Origin of the sequence: Streptomyces hygroscopicus (genome assembly GCF_026168105.1) — a bacterium.
GTDB lineage: Bacteria > Actinomycetota > Actinomycetes > Streptomycetales > Streptomycetaceae > Streptomyces > Streptomyces hygroscopicus_D.
The window spans coordinates 145,522-163,351 of record NZ_LBMW01000001.1; the positions used below are offsets into that span (position 1 = coordinate 145,522).

13 protein-coding genes are annotated in these 17,830 nt (G+C 69.5%); 6 read left to right on the top strand and 7 right to left on the bottom strand.

From position 1 onward, the window contains the following. Nucleotides 1–15: 15 nt before the first annotated feature. Nucleotides 16–660, bottom strand: a complete 645-nt coding sequence (locus AAW14_RS00760) for a LysE family translocator (RefSeq protein ID WP_265558684.1) — start codon at nt 658–660, stop codon at nt 16–18. 349 nt (nt 661–1,009) lie between these two features. Between AAW14_RS00760 and AAW14_RS00765 the strand changes: the two genes are divergently transcribed. After that, on the top strand, nt 1,010–1,411 hold the full coding sequence (locus AAW14_RS00765) for a PPOX class F420-dependent oxidoreductase (RefSeq protein WP_265558686.1): 402 nt from the start codon (nt 1,010–1,012) through the stop codon (nt 1,409–1,411). Nucleotides 1,412–1,543: 132 nt separating this feature from the next. Here the strand turns inward: AAW14_RS00765 and AAW14_RS00770 are convergent, their stop codons facing one another. Together AAW14_RS00770 and AAW14_RS00775 are read right to left on the bottom strand one after the other, a co-directional pair. Further along, the gene (locus AAW14_RS00770; RefSeq protein ID WP_265558688.1) at nt 1,544–1,750 is read right to left on the bottom strand and encodes a DUF6417 family protein; all 207 of its coding nucleotides are present in this window, start codon (nt 1,748–1,750) and stop codon (nt 1,544–1,546) included. Between the two features lie 288 nt (nt 1,751–2,038). After that, nucleotides 2,039–2,623, bottom strand: a complete 585-nt coding sequence (locus AAW14_RS00775; RefSeq protein WP_265558690.1) for a hypothetical protein — start codon at nt 2,621–2,623, stop codon at nt 2,039–2,041. A 428-nt stretch (nt 2,624–3,051) separates the two neighbouring features. Between AAW14_RS00775 and AAW14_RS00780 the strand changes: the two genes are divergently transcribed. From AAW14_RS00780 to AAW14_RS00795, 4 genes are all read left to right on the top strand, one after another. Further along, nucleotides 3,052–3,558 carry a DUF485 domain-containing protein gene (locus tag AAW14_RS00780; protein WP_265558692.1) on the top strand — a complete coding sequence of 169 codons (507 nt, stop codon included), beginning with the start codon at nt 3,052–3,054 and terminating at the stop codon, nt 3,556–3,558. Beyond that, nucleotides 3,555–5,171: a cation acetate symporter gene (locus AAW14_RS00785; RefSeq protein WP_265558694.1), complete on the top strand. Its 1,617-nt coding sequence runs from the start codon at nt 3,555–3,557 to the stop codon at nt 5,169–5,171. Before AAW14_RS00780 ends, AAW14_RS00785 begins: the two co-directional genes overlap by 4 nt. Nucleotides 5,172–5,353: 182 nt before the next feature. Further along, a complete protein-coding gene (locus AAW14_RS00790; RefSeq protein WP_322740992.1) occupies nt 5,354–6,235 on the top strand; it encodes an alpha/beta hydrolase in 882 nt (293 codons plus the stop codon). Between the two features lie 254 nt (nt 6,236–6,489). Beyond that, nucleotides 6,490–7,311: an SCO6745 family protein gene (locus AAW14_RS00795; RefSeq protein WP_265558697.1), complete on the top strand. Its 822-nt coding sequence runs from the start codon at nt 6,490–6,492 to the stop codon at nt 7,309–7,311. 151 nt (nt 7,312–7,462) lie between these two features. On the opposite strand, the gene AAW14_RS00800 is transcribed toward AAW14_RS00795, so the two are convergent. From AAW14_RS00800 to AAW14_RS00810, 3 genes are all read right to left on the bottom strand, one after another. Next, nucleotides 7,463–9,172: an MFS transporter gene (locus AAW14_RS00800; RefSeq protein ID WP_265558699.1), complete on the bottom strand. Its 1,710-nt coding sequence runs from the start codon at nt 9,170–9,172 to the stop codon at nt 7,463–7,465. Between the two features lie 353 nt (nt 9,173–9,525). Beyond that, nucleotides 9,526–10,656, bottom strand: coding sequence for an alpha/beta hydrolase family protein (locus AAW14_RS00805; RefSeq protein ID WP_265558701.1), 1,131 nt, complete (start codon nt 10,654–10,656; stop codon nt 9,526–9,528). 546 nt (nt 10,657–11,202) lie between these two features. Further along, on the bottom strand, nt 11,203–12,555 hold the full coding sequence (locus tag AAW14_RS00810; protein WP_265558704.1) for a helix-turn-helix domain-containing protein: 1,353 nt from the start codon (nt 12,553–12,555) through the stop codon (nt 11,203–11,205). Nucleotides 12,556–12,836: 281 nt separating this feature from the next. Here AAW14_RS00810 and AAW14_RS00815 point away from each other — a divergent pair, with 281 nt between their 5' ends. Continuing rightward, entirely contained in the window at nt 12,837–13,805 is a 969-nt protein-coding gene (locus AAW14_RS00815) for an esterase/lipase family protein (protein ID WP_265558706.1), read from the top strand. Between the two features lie 409 nt (nt 13,806–14,214). Here the strand turns inward: AAW14_RS00815 and AAW14_RS00820 are convergent, their stop codons facing one another. Beyond that, on the bottom strand, nt 14,215–17,589 hold the full coding sequence (locus tag AAW14_RS00820) for a pyruvate carboxylase (RefSeq protein WP_265558708.1): 3,375 nt from the start codon (nt 17,587–17,589) through the stop codon (nt 14,215–14,217). Between the last annotated feature and the right edge of the window lie 241 nt (nt 17,590–17,830).

The following is a 17,830-nucleotide window of genomic DNA, read 5'->3' on the forward strand; positions in this document are numbered from 1 at the left end:
ATCCCCGGACGGTCCTCAGTCGGTGCGGCCCGTCGCCGCCACGGTCACACCCAGGCCGATCATCGCGAGGCCCCCTGCCCCGCCGACCATCGACAGGCGGCGGTCCGAGCGGGCGAACCAGGAACGGGCCGCCGAGGCACCCAGGCCCCACAGGGTGTCCGTGATCAGACCGATGGTGATCGGAACCAGGCCCAACACCATCATCTGGAGAGGGACATGCCCCGCCGAGTGGTTGACGAACTGCGGTAGCACCGCAGCGAAGAAGACGATGCCCTTCGGGTTGGTGGTGCCTACGAAAATGCCGTCCAGGACCGTGCGCAGATCGCCGCGCTGCCCACCGGCCGGGGCCTCCATGGCCGCCACGCGCATGTCCCTGCGGTGCCGGAATGCTTGCACGCCCAGGTAGACGAGGTACACCGCTCCCGCCAGCTTCACTCCCGTGAACACAGCCGCTGAGGTCTCCACCAGCGCGCCGAGGCCCCAGGCCACAGCGGTCACCAGGGCGTAGGAGCCGACCACGTTGCCGAGGACCGTCTCCAGGGCCGTGCGGCGGCCGTGTGCGAGGGCTCTGCCGATCACGAACAGCACGCTCGGCCCGGGAACCACGATCACCAGTAGCGACATCGCCGCGAACGCGAGAATGCTCCCCGTGGACACCATGTCCCCGTCACCTCCTGGATCGCTGTGTACGGGGGTATACAAGCAGAGGTTGAAGCGTCCGCTCTAGGCGCTTACCCACGTGTCGATCTCGCGGCGGTCGCTGTCCCTGCGCACAGAACTCCGTGTGCGTGGGCTAGCGCAGTGCCCGCGCTTCCGGCACGCCGAGGTCCTCGTCGAGTCGATTGCGCCGGTCGGGGCTGAGCGTGGCGGTGACGGCGGCACATGTGCCGGATCAGGAGGCGGGGAAAATCAAAGATCCCTATCAGTTCGGGGGGCGGGGCAGGGCCGGGTTCCCTGCCGTGGCTACCGTGGCCCCAATACCCCACTGAACCGACTCCGGAGAGACCCCGTGCCTGTACCCCTCGGCGAGGACCTGGTGGCGCTGCTACGCCGCCCCAGCACGTGCTACATCGCTACGACGATGCCTGACGGCTCGCCCCAGCTCACCCAGACATGGGTCGACACCGACGGCGAGCACGTCCTGATCAACAGCGTTGAGTCGCATCAAAAGACCCGAAACATCGCGCGCGACCCGCGGGTAGCCATCGCAGTCGCCGACCCCTCGGAACCTGCCTCCTACGTCCAGATCCGCGGCCGTGTGGTGCGTGTGACCACCGAGGGAGCGGTCGACCACATCGAGGCGCTCGCGCAGAAGTACCTCGGCGGGCCCTACCCATGGTTCGGCGGCCGCGACCAAGTCCGGGTGATCTATGTGATCCAACCCGAACGGATAAGCAGCCCCCGCGGCTGACAGCTGACACGCACCCACGTCTGCTGCAGCACCGGCAGACGGCGCCACCCGCTCACCTCAGGGCTGCACCCCCGACCAGCACCTCCGCACCTTCGACCGGACAAGGCGCTCACCGAACTGCATGTCACAGCGTCAGTTCACCGAAGGGATGCGAGCGGCGATCTCCCGGGCCAGCCGGCCGGCCTCCTCCGACAGTTCTCCGCCGTCCTGTGCCACCGCCACAAGCAGCCGCAGCAGGTCGTGGGCCTCTTCCAGGCTCAAGAGGGCCAGCCGCTCGGTCGTACCGTCCACGGACGCGAAGTCGATGTGGCCCAGATCAAGGTGCTCGTAGTCGTCCATAGCCTGGGCAACGTACCCGGCCCGAGACCGGTCACGCACAAGCCGCCGCTCCCTTGCCCGGGAGCTGTCCAGCGCTTGGCGTATCACCGTGGCCGACCGTCAGGCTTGTGGCCGGCCACGCCGCGTACATGATCACGCCCCCCGTTTAGGCCTGAACCTTCACCCGGCATCCGGCGGACGGCACGATGGTCGTCCAGCGCTACCGCGGCGCCGTGGGAGAGCGGAGTGCGCGGTCGTCGTCCACACCGCCGACGGCGAGCGCGGCACCGCCTACTTCGCCTCAAAAGGTCACTCTGTGCCTGCCGTGGACCGGCAGTCGTTCCACAGAGCGGCAAGGCGAGCCGGGATCTGGGCGATGGCGGCACATCCCCGGGGGCCGGCGGGGAAACTGTCGCTGGCTACGTAGCGCCAACCGACGCCCGGGCGATCGATGAAGTACTTCATCGCAGCTCCGTCATCCTGCAGGGCGACCTGCTCCGCCTCCGTGCTGCCGGGAGTGAGGTGGAAGCGGGTTCCCGCGTAGAAGAGCCCACCGCAACTGCCGTAGTAGAACGTACCCTTGACCGGGGCGATGTGAGTGAGGGGCGGTTGAGCCTGTCTGCGGTAGGCCGCCGTGACGCTCGCCTTGACAGTGGGCGAGGCCGGCAGCGACCGGCAGCCACCGGTCTTGGCCGAGGAGCCGGCGGCAGTGTGCCCGGCAGAAGTATCCACCGTCGCGGACGCCACGGCCGACGAAGAAGGCGTTTGCACCGAGTTCGGAGTGCTGCTGTTCGCTGTGCTGCCGTTCTGCGTGCAGCTCGTGAGCAGAGCCACCGCGGCAGCGGCCATCCCCAGAGCGGCACCGCGGTACAGGGAGCGGATCCGGTGTGTCATTTCGAGCCAGCCTCTCTTGATACGTTCGCATAGCCCCGAGATGGCGTAAATCGGATACGTTCTCCCGGCCTTGGGGATCAAGACGCCGCGCCATGCACCGCGGTTTCAAGGCGTCCGCGTCGGCTCACCGGGGCACCCGGTCACCGCAGTCGGCGGCGCGGACTCGCCGCCGGCCGTCCTCTTCGACATCGTCGACGGGATCGGGACACCGACCGAGGGCGAGCAGCGTGAGGCCGCCAAGACGACCGATCCGACCCGTGCCGTGTCGGCCTCCGGCCGGTCCGTGCCTGGGGTGATGCCGCATCGACCTTGAAACGTGACGTCCAGCGCCCTACCAGGCATTCCAACCAGTCGGTATCGTGCGCCGCCGCAACCATTCTTTCCAGCTCACCTTTCCCCGGATCCAAGCAGCACTGGAAGGCCAGGCGATGACATACGCCGACGACAACCGGTACCCGCCATCAGCACCGACAGGTTGGCCGCAGCCGCAGACCGAGAGCCATCGGCTCCCGCCTCGGCGCGAGTCGTACGGGCGCGCCCCATGGCCGGAGTCGTACGGACACGACGCCGCTTCGTACGACTCGTACGGGCAAGCCCCTTGGGACGAGCCGTACGCGTACGAGACTCATCGGCACAGTGCCGACCTCACCGCCCTCCGCTCGGCCTACCGTGTGCTCCGCCGGGTCTCGACGCTCACTGCGCTCGGCTCCTTCGTGGTGTATGTCGTGCTGTCCTGCTGGGCGCCTGGTCTGATGGGGTCCAAGATCGCCGGGGAGCTGAGTCTCGGGATGGCCGTTGGGGTCCTCCAGCTCGTCGTCACCTTCGCGGCGGTCTTCTGGTACGGACGTAGCGCACAACGCTCGGTGGATCCGTTGGCGCGCGCCGTCAGGGAGCGCGCGGTCGCCACAGGCCGGGGGGCGGGGGTGGCGAGATGAACGGCTTCAGCTCCGGGACGCAGTCCACCGTCATTGTTGTGTTCACCGTCCTGGTCACCCTCACGCTGCTGATGTGCGTGATGGCGGGACCGGACCGCGACGACCTGACGAACTTCTACACCGGCTACCTCTCGCTGACTCCGCTCAAGAACGGCCTGGCGATCGCAGGCGACTACATCTCAGCGGCCACGGTGCTGAGCACCACCGGCATCATCGCGCTCGCCGGATACGACGGCTATGTCCTCGCGGTCAGCACCGCCCTGTCTCTGGTGCTGCTGATGTTCCTGCTGGCCGAACCGCTGCGGAACGCCGGCAGGTTCACCATGGGCGACGTCCTGGCCCGCAACATGCCCGGACGGGCCGTGCGTATCGCAGCCTGCGTGGTGACGCTTTCGGCGACCCTGCCCTTCCTGGTCGTCCAGCTCTCCGGGGCCGGGTCGCTGCTCACCTTCATCCTGAACATCCCGCACGTCGCGGGCGCCAGGACGACGTGCATCGTCATCGTCGGCAGCCTGATGATCATTTACGCGGCGATCGGCGGCATGAGGGGCACCGCGCTCATGCAGATGATCAAGATCGTGCTCCTGCTCGGCACCAGCGTCGTCGTCGCCGCCTTGGTACTGCGCCGCTTCGACTGGAGCCCCGGCGACGTCCTCAGAGCCGCCCAGCACGGCAGCGGCGCGGGCCCCGCCTTCCTGCGGCAGGGCCTTCAGTTGGGCACCTCGGCCGTTGACCGGGTGGACTTCGTCAGCCTCCAGATCACCGTGGTCCTCGGCGTGGCCTGCCTGCCCCACATCACGATGCGCCTGTACTCCGCGCGGGACGTGCCGGCCGTGCGCCGCTCCATGTCGTGGGCGGTCGGCACGGTCACCACGTTCTGCCTGCTCGTGATCATCATGGGTACGGGCGCGGCAGCGCTGGTGGGATCGCGGTACATCACCGCCGCCGACCCGCACGGCAGGACGTCGGTGCTCATGCTGTCGCAGGTGCTCGGCGGAGCCCCCACCTCCGCAGGAGCGACAATTCTCTACTCGGCCGTGGCGGGCATGGTGTTCATCACCCTGCTGTCCTCGGTCGCGGGGATGACCCTGGCCGCGGCCTCGTCGCTCGCCCACGACCTGTTCGCCCACGCGGTGCGGCGGGGAGAGGCCGAGCCGCGTACGGAGATGACGGTTGCAGCGTGGACGAGCGTGGCCGTGGGAACCGTTGCCATCGGGCTCTCCACCCTCGTCGAGAACTGGGACGTCGGCGTGCTGACCACTCTGGCCGTCTGCATAGGGGCGTCGGCGGTGGCACCCGCGCTCACCTACTCCCTGTTCTGGCGAGGGTTCACGCGCACCGGCCTGCTCGCGGCCCTCTACGGCGGCGCGGCCTGCGCGCTGCTGCTCATGGTCTTCTCCAAGGCCGTTTCGGGCACGCCGTCCGCCGTCTTCCCGGACGCCGACTTCCACCTGTTCCCCATGCAGTCCACCGGACTGGTCTCCATCCCGTTCGGCTACCTGGCGGGCTGGCTGGGCAGCCGTCTGGACCACCGGCGCCGCGCCGCCGACAGCCGCGAGTACCGGCGGCTGTACGAGGAGAGCGAGGCACGGCTGCTCGCCGCAGCCGAATGACCACGGCCGGGGGGCGTTTGCCGTGTCCGGGGATTCCGGCCCCGGGCACGGCGGCCTTCGGCCGGCGTCACATGCAAGCGGCCCGGACCAGTACGAAGGACGCAAAGCGCTCTGCCGTGCCCTTGACAATCCCATGTGCACGACTGGAGGCTGACCGACTAGTCGGTATGAAAGGTCGCATCGTGACCGAGCTGAGCATCTCCACCGCTGCGGGCGTGTTCGACGCGCTTGTGGCGGGTCCGCCCGAGGGCCGCCCGGTGTTGCTGCTGCACGGCTTCCCGCAGACGGGGCTGGTGTGGCAACGGCAGATCGCGGCGCTGGCCGCGCACGGCTACCGGGTGGTGGCACCCGACCAACGCGGGTACTCCCCCGGGGTCCGCCCCGAACGGCCCGAGGACTACCGCATCAGCGTCCTGGTCGACGATGTGGTCGCGCTCACGCAGGAACTGGGCTGGGCGTCGTTCGACCTGGTCGGTCATGACTGGGGAGGCGCGGTGGCGTGGTGGACCGCTCACGCCCATCCCGGCCGGGTGCGTAGCCTGTCGGTCGTCTCGACCCCCCACCCCGGCGCTCTGGCCACTGCCCTGCGCACCGTCCAGGAACAGCGTGAACGATCGCAATACATGATCGACTGGCGCGAAACCCCCGCGACCGAGGAGAGCATGCTCGCAGGCGATGCCGAGGGGCTCCGCGCCGCCTACGCCGGAAGGGTTCCGCAGGCCAGTGTCGAGGCCTACGTGCGACACCTGTCCCAGCCGGGCGCTCTCACCGCGGCGCTGAACTGGTATCGGGCCGGACGCCCTGATGGTGCGATCGGCGTCATCGACGTGCCCACGCTGTACGTCTGGAGCACGGAGGACAGCGCGTTCGGCCCGGCGGCCGCGCAGGAGACCGCGCAGTGGGTCAGCGGGCCGTACCGGTTCGAGACCCTCCAGGGCGTCAGCCACTGGGTCCCCGAGGAGGCGCCCGAGACGCTGAGCCGCCTGCTGCTCGAACACCTGCGAGCGCACGGCGAGTACGGAACCACAGCGAATACTGCGTCTGCCGAATCTCGGAAGACGTGACCCCTCGACCTGCTCCCCCTCGAAGACGAGGGGGAGTCCGCGGCTCTTGCCAGGGGAGTTTCCGCTTCGTCGCCGACTGCTTCTCTGGAGTACTCCGCTGAGGCTGCACCAGCTCCACAGTTGTCGCCATCTGCGGGGAGTCGACCGCGGGCCACCGATCCGCCCCGGTGACGAATCGGCATCACCCGCCCTGCTCTCCGCAAGAGCTGCTTCCTCCCCGGCCTGAAGGCGGGGGAATCCACGGAGGATTCCCGATGAAGTCAATGCGAGCAGCCTGGCGCCGACTCGAGCCCGTGCACGGCATGATCTACTTCGTCCCCGAGGCAAGGCGACGGTACGCGAACATCGGACTGAGCGGACGCGCCGGATATTTCGCGTCCCGGAGCGCCGCCTTTGGCCGAGCATCCGCCGAACTGGTCATCTCGACCTTCTACAACTTCAACCCCGATGTCGTACGGAAGGCTGTCGGCGGGATCTGGGACACGGCGACGCCACAGCAGGTGCTGGACGCGCGGCTCGCCGCCGCGGGCGAGGCCCTGCGACGAGCAGGGATCCACGAACTCCCCGCTTTCGGCGAGGTCTTGGCGCTGACCCGCAGGGCTGCCGAGGCCGCCTGCGAACACCCGCAGGGCCGCCCGCTGTTCGCCGCGCATGCCGCACTGCCCTGGCCGCAGGAACCGGTACTGCAACTGTGGCACGCCCAGACGCTGCTCCGGGAGTTCCGTGGAGACGGCCATGTCGCATGCTTGCTGAGCGAGGGCGTAGGGGGCTTGGAGGCTCTGATCCTGCACGCAGCCACTGGCGAGGTTCCCGTCGGCTTCCTCAAGGCAAGCCGCGCCTGGCCCGAGGAGGAGTGGGCCGCCACCGAGGAGCGTCTGCGCGCGCGAGGTCTCCTCGACGGCGGCTCCCTCAGCCCGGAAGGCGTACGTCTGCGACGGCACATCGAGGACCGCACCGACCTCCTGGCCCTTCCCGCCTACGCCGCCCTGGGTGACGCCGGCTGCGAACGTCTCGCCGATCTCGCGAGCTCCTTCGGCCGCGCCGTCGTCGAAGCCGGGCTCCTCGAACTCGGCTGAAGGGCCGCCCATGTGACGCTCGGTCTTCGACTCCCCCACCGACCGTGGACGACCACCCCATCCTCCTCGACGGTGTCCATTCTCCGACATGGCCACAGCCTGGGTGGGCAGCGCAGGTGCTGCCCACCCAGACTCGAGGGTGGCCGTGGGATCAGTCGCCCTCCCCCACGAGAGCGGCCATTTCGCGATCCACGGCACGCTGATGCTCCAGCGCCTCCTCGCGAGCCTTCCGCGGGCTCCAACGGCCGGCCATGACGAAGATGAACGGCAGGAAGATCAACTGTCCGGCGACACAGATCAGCCACCAGGTGCGCCACTGTTCGGGACCCTGGGCCGCGGCACTCTTCACCTGGGTTCCGTAGCGCTGCAGCAGCGCCAACTGCGGCTGTGCCGTGCGCACGGTGGCCAGGTCGTTGGCCCCGACCTCGCGCACCGCCTGAGCCGCCAGTGCCGGCGGAACTGCGGTCGGAGGGTACGCCTCAAGTTTGGCGAACAGCCGCGAGTGCGCGTCGATGACGGCCAGAGCGGGGGCGGCCTGGACACTCGCAGCCTTCACCTGGGCACCGTGCTCGACCAGTGGCGTGGCCGACGTGACCACGATCGGGACGAACGCTGTGGAGATCGCGACCACCGCCCGGATGATCCATCCCCACACGGCCAGACCGGTCGCCGTGGCGGCAGGGTTCTGCTTCTCCACGGTCTCGGTGAAGCTCGCCATCCAGGGTGCGTAGGTGACTCCGGTGAGCACACCGATGGCGACGAACAGTGCGGCAAAGGTGTAGTAACCGGTGCGCGGCTCCGTGGCGTGCAGGGCGAAGAGTGCGGTGACCACGATCGAGCCGATGGCTCCGGCGAGCATGAACGGCTTGCGCACCTTCAGCTTGTCGGAGAGCAGCCCGGCCGCCACCAGTGCCACCGCATTCGCCGCCCAGTACCAGTTGGCCAGCCCGTTGGTGCGCTGCTCGCTGTAGCCGAAGGTCGCGGCGAAGTAGACGACGAAGCTGCCCACAGCGCCGAAGTAGAGCAGGAGGAAGAGGCTGATGGCGACCGCCGAGCCGACCACGTCCAGCCGCAGCATCTGCCGCCAGTGGCCCTCGACCGCCGTCCTCGGATTGATGCCCTTGGCCCGGGCTTCGACCAGCGCACGGTCCCGGAGGCTGACCATGATCTGGTCACGCAGCCGGGGAGACAGCTCGCGAAGCCCCAGCAGCGCCAACACGAAAACGGCAAGCCCGGCCCAGCCGGAGTAGCGCAGCTCGTCCTGCCAGCCGGCGAAGGACAGGGTGCTGCTGGTGACGACGGTGACGACCAGGCTCCCGATGACCGGGCCCATGGTCCAGTAGCCCATCGCTGTGGCTCGGCCGAGCTGCGGGGAGAAGTCCCGGATCAGCGCCGGGGTGGCCACCAGCACGATGCCTTCGACGAAGCTGAGGCAGGCGAAGAGCACCAGGTAGGTGCCCTTGTCCGGGGCGCTGGGCAGGCCGAAGAGGCTGAGCAGGGCGGCGATCAGAAGACCGTAGACCACCATGTTGGCCCGGCCCCAGCGGTCGGCGAGGCCCGCCACGAGCGAGGCGAAGGCGCCGACCGCGTTGCCGATGACGGAGACCCATACGAAGTAGCTGTAGGTCATGTGGAAGTGCGTGATGATCGACGTGGCAACCGCGTACTGCACGTAGAGGGCGTAGTACAGGACGACGGTGGTCACCACCACGATCGCCAGGTATGCCATGCGGCGTGAGGTGACGGGGTACTGGTTGAGCTCTCGGTGCCACAGCCGGGCGGCGAGGCCTGGCGTTGTCGGCGTGGCGGCATCGGGCGTTCTGAGATTCGTGTCGTCGGGCGAAGCAGGCATGGTCGTCATGCGGCGGCTCCTGGGTTCGGGCCCATGGGCCCGGTGCGGTGGGTGCGGACGATGCGCGGCGCAGTGGCTGCGAGAACTGTTCGGCCGGGTGGGCCGGTTCGGCCGGATGGGCCGGACCCCGGGGTCTCTGTGTCCGGACGGGAAAGGTGTGCGCAGAGGCTAGTACCGACCAGTCGGTACGGCCTAGATGCCTGCGCGGGGATGCCGAAATGTGACCTTGCACCCCGGGGAGGGGTCCCGCTACGGCCGACGTCCAGCCCCGATCCGGGCGGGGAGCCGCGGTTCGGCGGGCGGACCGCCGGCGCGGCTCGACCCCTTTCGGCTGTAACCCGGTGACGGCCCGGTCGGCGGATTCATCTTGCGCTGCTGCGCGACGGGGTGCAGGCGCCGAGTCCGGTTCCGCCGTGGGTGTGGAGGAAGGCCAGGAGGTCGCACACGGACTGGCCGAGGACCTGGTTGTGGCCCGCACCGGGGTAGGTACGGTAGAGCACGGCGGGTGAGCCCAGGCGGCGCAGGTGGGCGACAACCGCGTCGGTCCAGGCGCGCGGTACGTCCTCGTCGGCCTCGCCCTGGATGACAAGCGCGGGGACGGTGACGGCGGAGCGGTCCGGGTCGCCGTAGGCCCCCATCCGCGCCCCCAACCGCCGCAGCTGGTCAACGCTCAACGGCAGCATCCGCTCGGTGTCCAGGCCGTTGAGTACGGGATCGCTGCCCGTCACACAGTCGGCGAGGACCCGGGATGCGGTGGCGGCTGCCGCGGGCTCCAGCAGGGACCGCAGATGCAGCGAGGGGTCGGCGGGGTCGGTGGCGGCCAGTCCGGCCAGGGAGTAGAACGCGAAGGACAACTCGCTGGGCACGTGGGAGGCTTTCACCCCGGCAAGCATCGACTCGAGGTGGCTGGCCGGGGCGATGGCCACCACCGCGCCAAGGTGCTGCGCGCCCGTCCGGCGCCCGGCGTGGGTGGCGAACAGCGCGGCCTGCCCTCCTTGGGAGTGCCCGACCGCGAACCAGACCGTCCCGAGGCCGGGCACGAGCCGACGGGCCGCGGTGACGATGTCGGCCACCGCGTTGCCCTCGTCCGCCCCGACCAGATAGGTGTGCACCCCGGGAGTGCCCAGCCCGAGGTAGTCCGAGGCAGTGACCGCGTACCCGGCACGAAGTAGCGCGCGAAGCTCCTGAGCGAAGGAGTCCGAGCCCATATTCGGCCATTGGGAGGGCGCACAGGCGTCGGCCACGCCGGTGGTGCCATGTGCCCACGACACCACGGGCCAACCGCCCTTGGGAGCGGGACCGGGCGGCAGCAGCACCGTGCCGCTGACCGGGACGTCCGCACCGTGGGTGTTGGTGGAGTGGTAGAGCACCGTCCAGCGCCGCGCTCCCTCCAGCCGCGCATCGGGGCCATGACCGGTCGCGGCGATCAATGCGCCCGGCGCACCGGCCGGCAGCGGATCGGGCACCTGGTAGGTGCGACCCACTGTGGTCACGTCCGGCAGTACAGGCCGGCCCGCGGTGTGAAGGCTCCCAGCGCGGTCCACCGGTTGGAAAAAGGCACAACCGCTCACTGCCGCGGCGAGCGCGGCCGCGACCGCGGCGGTGAGTGGCCCGGCGGCCCTCCGATGCCACGACGCCCTGGCTGGACCTGCCACCGGAAGGTGGAGCGGGCTCGGGATCCCCACGGGTTTACGCCCCTTTCGCAGCGATCTGTCAGCTGCTTCACAAATTCGCATCGCCACCACCGACGCGCATCCGGAGATCCGCCGCCCGCCGCCCACCGCCCGCGAGAGCCGTTCACCAGCGTGCTGAGCCGAACGCGTGAGCCGCACGCGCTCAGGCAGCAGCCAACCGGGTTTGCTCATGCGTCGGCCGATCGTCCGGTTGCACGGAACTGCACGTACTCGACGGTCGCGCCGCCGGGGTGCCGCACGGCCGGGTTGCGGCCCGTGGGCACCTCGTTGGGATCGTCGAGATTCTCCGCGCCGTGTTGCTCGCGCGTGGTGTCACGCCGCGGTCAGCGCGGAACATCGTGCTTCTCAGGTGATCTCCGGAGCCGGGGCGCCGTGGCCGAGTGCGCCCCTGAGGGCGGCTTCGGTCTCGAAGCGGGCGTCGGGGTCGGAGAGAACGTCGCCGAAGAGGCTGTGGACTTGATGGAGACGCTGTCGGGCTGTCTGGGGATGGATGCCGAGGTGTGCGGCGATCTCCGGAGCGGTGCCATGAGGAGTCTGGAGACAGGCCAGAAGGGTGGATGCAACACGTGCGCGCTGTTTGGAGGTGAGCGAGGCCAGGGGCTTGAGGTGCCGACTTGCCATAAGGCGTACCAGAGCAGGGTCTGCCAAGAGGAGCAGTTGGGCGAGGGACGGGTCGGTGAGGGGCGTGGCGCCAGGGCCGGGGGCGGCACCCGCGTTGCGGAGGCTGCGGGCCCAGCGAAGGGAGTCGGCCGTCTGGGACAGGGGTACGGCGGGGCCTACCACGCCTCCTGTCTCGCGGAGCAGCCGCTGTAGACGGGGGTCGGCGAGGAGGAGATGAGGGCTCGGGACGACCAGGCAGGGAGAGGCCCCGTCGAGGTCGGCGAGCACGGGTTCGGGGAGGTGGCGACGGAGCGAACTCCGCGGTACGCCGGAGGCGGGCTTGGGGGCGGCGCCGCTCGCCGCAACGGTGCCCCAGGCACTGAACTTCGGCGCCGCCGTGGCGTAAGACGCACCGCGGCCGGATTCGGGTAAAGGACCGAGCGCGGCGGCGGCGACGCTGTCAGGCAAGGGCCAGTCGGCGTCGGCGGCGACGCGACGGAGTACATCCGGGTCATGGCCGCCGTGGGCGGTGAGGAGGATGAGGAGGCGGTGCCGGCGGCGGCTCGTGGTGTCCGCGGCGTCGGCCTGGGCTTCCGCGTATGCCTGGACGGAGACGGCCGCGATCTCGTCAATGTGTGTGAAGACAGCCTCGGCGAGCAGGGCGACCGCCTCGGTGCCGAGGGCCAGCTTGCGGGCGACGCGTGCGTACCGGCGCCATGCGACGCGGGCACCGAGCCGGTACGCGGCCTGAAGTGCGTCGAGGCTGCGGCCCTCGACCAGCTCTCCGCGTCCGAGCGCGCGGTAGACAGGGACGCGGGCGGCCTCCAGGTGGCCGCCCGCCGAGGTGACACGGTCGGAGAATTCGACGAGGGCTGTCTCAACACCTTGCTGAATTGCGGCTCCGAATTGCCCGGACAGCGGCCGGGAGAATTCAGGAATTTGGGATCTGATCTCGTGGATGATTTCGGCCGCGACGGTACGGTTCTCCTTTTGCAGCTCGGCTCCGAGATGCCGCGGAAGGGCAACCCACGGACCACCGCGCAGTGACCTGCCGGTGTCGGGTCCCGCTCCGGCTGCGGCCCTCTCACTCGACGTCATCTTGTGGAGTATGAGATGAAGTTACCCACGGGTCAAGAGACTTGCCAAAGATCAACCGGCGCCGCCGACTGCCCTCACCTCAGGGTTTCCCAGCTCGCGTCCTTGCTGCCGCAGCAAAGCGCGCACTTGGATGAGCGTTTTACAGGTCGGCACGCCGCAGATATGCAACCGTCCTGAGTGGCCGTACCGTATGCCCGCGCATCCCATTGCTCACCGATCCGGTCTCCCCCTAATTTCGCTGCCGCCCCCACAGCCATTCCAGAACTGGGACGGTACTGGAAATGAGACGCAAAACATTCCGCACTGCTCTGGTCGCCGCAGCCGCGGCGTCCGGGATCTTCGCCGCGAGCAGCGGCACCGCCTATGCAGCCGACGGGCCGCTGGACGTGGAATACAACTTCACCGCCGGCTTCCTGAACGGGTTGTACAGGGCAGGTGAGGCCCCTCCCGGCGCCAACGACTGGGGCTGCCGCCCGACCGCCCAGCACCCCAACCCGGTCGTCCTGGTTCACGGGACGCTGGAAAACATGAACGACATCTGGCGAGGTGCCTCCCCACTGCTCGCCAACAACGGCTACTGCGTCTTCGCCTTCGACCATGGCGGTTCCTCCCCCACGGCTCCGCTCCAGGGCGTCGGCCACATGGCGGACAGTGCCGCCGTCCTCGCGGCCTTCGTGGACCGGGTCCGGGCCGCGACGGGAGCCGCCAAAGTCGACATCGTGGGCCACTCGCAGGGCGGCGGACCCGTGCCTCGCTATTACCTGAAGAACTTCCCGGGTGCTGTCGGCAAGGTCGACAAGCTCATCGGGATCAACCCCTCCAACCACGGCACCACACTGGACGGCCTCACCGAACTGGGGCGCACACTGCATCTGCTGGAGCCGGTCAACGGCCTGCTGGACGACAACTACCCGGCGATGGTGGAACAGGAGATCGGCTCAGAATTCAACCGCAGGCTCGATGCCGGCGGGGACACGGTCGCCGGGGTGGACTACACGGTCATCGTGACCAAGTTCGACCAGGTCGTCACCCCGTACACCAACGGCTACTTGACCGCCGGTCCGGGCGCGTCGGTGAACAACATCCAGGTACAGGACACGTGCGGGAAGGACGCCACCGACCACATGGAGGCGTCCTACGACCCGATCACCCTCACCAATGTCCTCAACGCCCTGGACCCGGCGCATCCGCGCACCGTGCAGTGCCAGACGGTTCTCGCGCTGACCGGACCGGTCGGTCGGGTGGACTGATATGACATCCACGGTCGTGCAGCCGTCCGCTGGGCGGAACGCACGGCCAGTCGGCGGGTAGCCCCACCGCACCAGGGTGCGCCAGACGGCCAAGCGCTCTGGCGCACCAGCGGCTCGGGCGTCGCGGCGCGCAGCGGTGCCGAAGTCCGGCAGCGAGCCGCCCACGAGGAGTCCATCGCGGGCGGCCCGTTGCGAGCCGCGACGCCAAGGCCGGGCAGAACGCGCACAGTTCGGCGGTGACGCACAGTCCCCGCCGGAAGCGGAGCGAACGGGGAACGTCACGTGCGTCGCAGTCGCCCGCTCTGCGACCGTCGATCACCTTGTCCACCACTGCTCGGGCCGAGGGTGCACCGAGCCCGGACCCGCTGCATCCAGTAGTGAGAGAACTGCCTGCCGGTGCGACGACGGCTCACCCGATCTCGACGAGCAGATCGCCGCCTTCCACCTGCTGGATCCGGTTGATGGCCAGCCGGGTCACCCTCCCGGCCTGCGGGGCGGTGATGGTGGCCTCCATCTTCATCGCCTCAATGGTGGCCACCGTGGCGCCCGCCTCCACCTCGTCGCCCTCGGCGACGGCGAGCGTCACCACGCCGGCGAACGGCGCCGCCACGTGGCCGGGGTTGGCGCGGTCGGCCTTCTCCGTGACCGGTACGTCGGAGGCTGCCGCGTTGTCGCGTACCTGGATCGGCCGGAGCTGGCCGTTGAGGGTGGACATCACGGTGCGCATGCCGCGTTCGTCGGCCTCGCCGACGGCCTGCAGCTCGATCAGGAGCCGTACGCCGGGCTCCAGGTCGACGGCGTACTCCTTGGCGGGACGCAGGCCGTAGAAGAAGTCCTTGCTGTCCAGGACGCTGGTGTCGCCGTAAGCCTGACGGTGGGTGTCGAAGTCGCGCGTCGGGCCGGGGAACAGAAGCCTGTTGAGTGTCGCGCGCGGTGCCTTCTCCAGGCCCTCACGGTCCTCGGCGGTCAGCTCCTGGACGGGCTTGGCTCCCGAACGTCCCTGGAGCGCCCTGGTCCGGAACGGCTCCGGCCATCCCCCGGGCGGGGTTCCCAGCTCGCCGCGCAGGAAGCCGATGACGGAGTCGGGGATGTCGTACTTCTCCGGTGCCGCCTCGAAGTCCTCCGGCTTCACTCCCGCGCCGACCAGGTGCAGGGCGAGGTCGCCGACCACCTTGGAGGACGGGGTGACCTTGACCAGGCGGCCCAGGATCCGGTCGGCGGCAGCGTACATCGCCTCGATGTCCTCGAATCGGTCTCCCAGGCCCAGGGCGACCGCCTGGGTGCGCAGGTTGGACAGCTGGCCGCCGGGGATCTCATGGTGGTAGACGCGTCCGGTCGGAGAGGCCAGGCCCGCCTCGAACGGCGCGTAGATACGGCGCACGCTCTCCCAGTACGGTTCCAGGTCACCCACGGCCTGCAGGTCCAGGCCCGTGGGCCGCTCGGAGTGATCGGTGGCGGCCACGAGCGCCGACAGCGACGGCTGCGAGGTCGTACCCGCCATCGACGCCACCGCCCCGTCCACCGCGTCCGCGCCTGCCTGGATCGCGGCGAGGTAGGTGGCGAGCTGGCCGCCCGCGGTGTCGTGGGTGTGCAGGTGCACCGGCAGGTCGAACTCGCGGCGCAGTGCCGACACGAGCCTGGCAGCGGCCGGGGCCCGCAGCAGGCCGGCCATGTCCTTGACGGCCAGGACGTGGGCGCCGGCGTCCACGATCTGCTCGGCCAGGCGCAGGTAGTAGTCCAGGGTGTACAGCCGCTCCGAGGGGTCGGAGAGGTCGGAGGTGTAGCACAGGGCGACCTCGGCGACCGCCGTCCCGGTCTCCCGTACGGCGTCGATGGCGGGACGCATCTGGCCGATGTCGTTGAGGGCGTCGAAGATCCGGAAGACGTCGATGCCGGTGGCGGCCGCCTCCTGTACGAACGCGTCGGTCACCTCGGTCGGATACGGCGTGTAGCCCACGGTGTTGCGGCCGCGCAGCAGCATTTGCAGGCAGATGTTGGGCACGGCCTCGCGCAGGGCCGCCAGCCGCTCCCAGGGGTCCTCGGCGAGGAAGCGCAGGGCGACGTCGTAGGTGGCGCCGCCCCAGCACTCCAGGGACAGCAACTGCGGCAGGGTCCGCGCCACCACGGGGGCGACGGCCAGCAGGTCCTTCGTGCGCACCCGGGTGGCGAGCAGCGACTGGTGGGCGTCGCGGAAGGTGGTGTCCGTGACGCCGATGGCCGGCGACTCGCGCAGCCAGCGGGCGAAGCCTTCCGGGCCGAGCTCGACGAGCCGCTGGCGGGAGCCGGCGGGCGGCTCACCGGCGGGCAGCAGCGGCAGCTTGGTGATCGGGTCGATGAGCTCGGGCCTGTCGCCGTGCGGCTTGTTCACCGTGACATCGGCGAGGTAGGTGAGCAGCTTGGTGCCGCGGTCGGCGGAGTGGCGGGCAGTGAGCAGGTGCGGCCGCTCCTCGATGAACGACGTCGTCACCCGCCCGGCCTGGAAGTCCGGGTCGTCCAGGACGGCCTGCAGGAACGGAATGTTCGTCGCCACCCCGCGGATGCGGAACTCGGCCACCGCGCGCCGGGCCCGGCCGATCGCGGCCTTGAAGTCCCGCCCCCGGCAGGTGAGTTTGACGAGCATCGAGTCGAAGTGCGCGCTGATCTCGGTACCTGCGTGCGTGGTGCCGCCGTCCAGGCGGATGCCCGAGCCGCCCGGCGAGCGGTAGGCGCTGATCCGGCCGGTGTCCGGGCGGAAGCCGTTGGCCGGGTCCTCGGTGGTGATGCGGCACTGCAGAGCGGCGCCTCGCAGGGTGACCGTCTCCTGCGACAGTCCGAGATCCGTCAGCGTCTCTCCGGCCGCGATGCGCAACTGCGCCTGCACCAGATCGACGTCGGTGACCTCCTCCGTCACCGTGTGCTCAACCTGAATGCGCGGGTTCATCTCGATGAAGACATGGTTGCCGTCGCGGTCGAGCAAGAACTCCACGGTACCGGCGTTGCGGTAGCCGATCTCACGGGCGAACCGCACCGCGTCGGCGCAGATCCGCTCCCGCAGCGCCGGGTCGAGATTCGGCGCGGGGGCCAGCTCGATCACCTTCTGATGGCGACGCTGCAACGAGCAGTCGCGCTCGAAGAGGTGCATGACGTTGCCGTTGCCGTCGGCGAGGATCTGTACCTCGATGTGGCGCGGATCGACGACGGCTTTCTCCAGGAAGACGGTCGAATCACCGAACGCCGACGCCGCTTCGCGGGACGCCGCCTCGATGGACTCTCGCAGCGCGGCCCGGTCCTCGACCCGGCGCATGCCGCGTCCGCCGCCCCCGGCAACCGCCTTGACGAACACGGGGAAGCCGATGTCCTCGGCGGCCCGTACCAATTCGTCGACGTCGGTGGAGGGTGCGGAGGAACCGAGCACCGGCACGCCGGCGGCGCGGGCGGCGGCCACCGCACGAGCCTTGTTCCCGGTCAGCTCGAGAGTGTCGGCGCTCGGCCCGACGAACGTGATCCCCGCCTCCTCGCAGGCGCGTGCCAGTTCCGGGTTCTCGGACAGAAAGCCGTAGCCCGGGTAGACAGCGTCGGCTCCCGACCGCCGAGCCGCACGGACGATCTCCTCGACGGAGAGGTAGGCCCGCACCGGGTGCCCCGGCTCGCCGATCTCGTAGGCCTCGTCGGCCTTCAGCCTGTGCAGCGAATTGCGGTCCTCGTGCGGGAAGACGGCGACGGTGCGCGCGCCCAGCTCGAAACCGGCGCGGAATGCGCGAATCGCAATCTCGCCACGGTTGGCGACCAGCACCTTACGGAACATCCTGGATCCCTTCAGCCTGCCCGGCGACACACACCAGAAAGTGTCAGCCACCCCATGCCCTACCCCGCCGCAACGTCAAGAGTCCCAGATGTGATCCATCGCCCAGTCCTTTCGTCGCGTCGTCGGCGTCGTGCGAGCCGCTGCACAGGCTGAGCTGGATGTTCTGCCTGCGAGGAGTCGGCGTACACAGACGACTGCACAGCGCCGGACCCGTGCAACGAGCCGACTGTCTGTGTCCCAC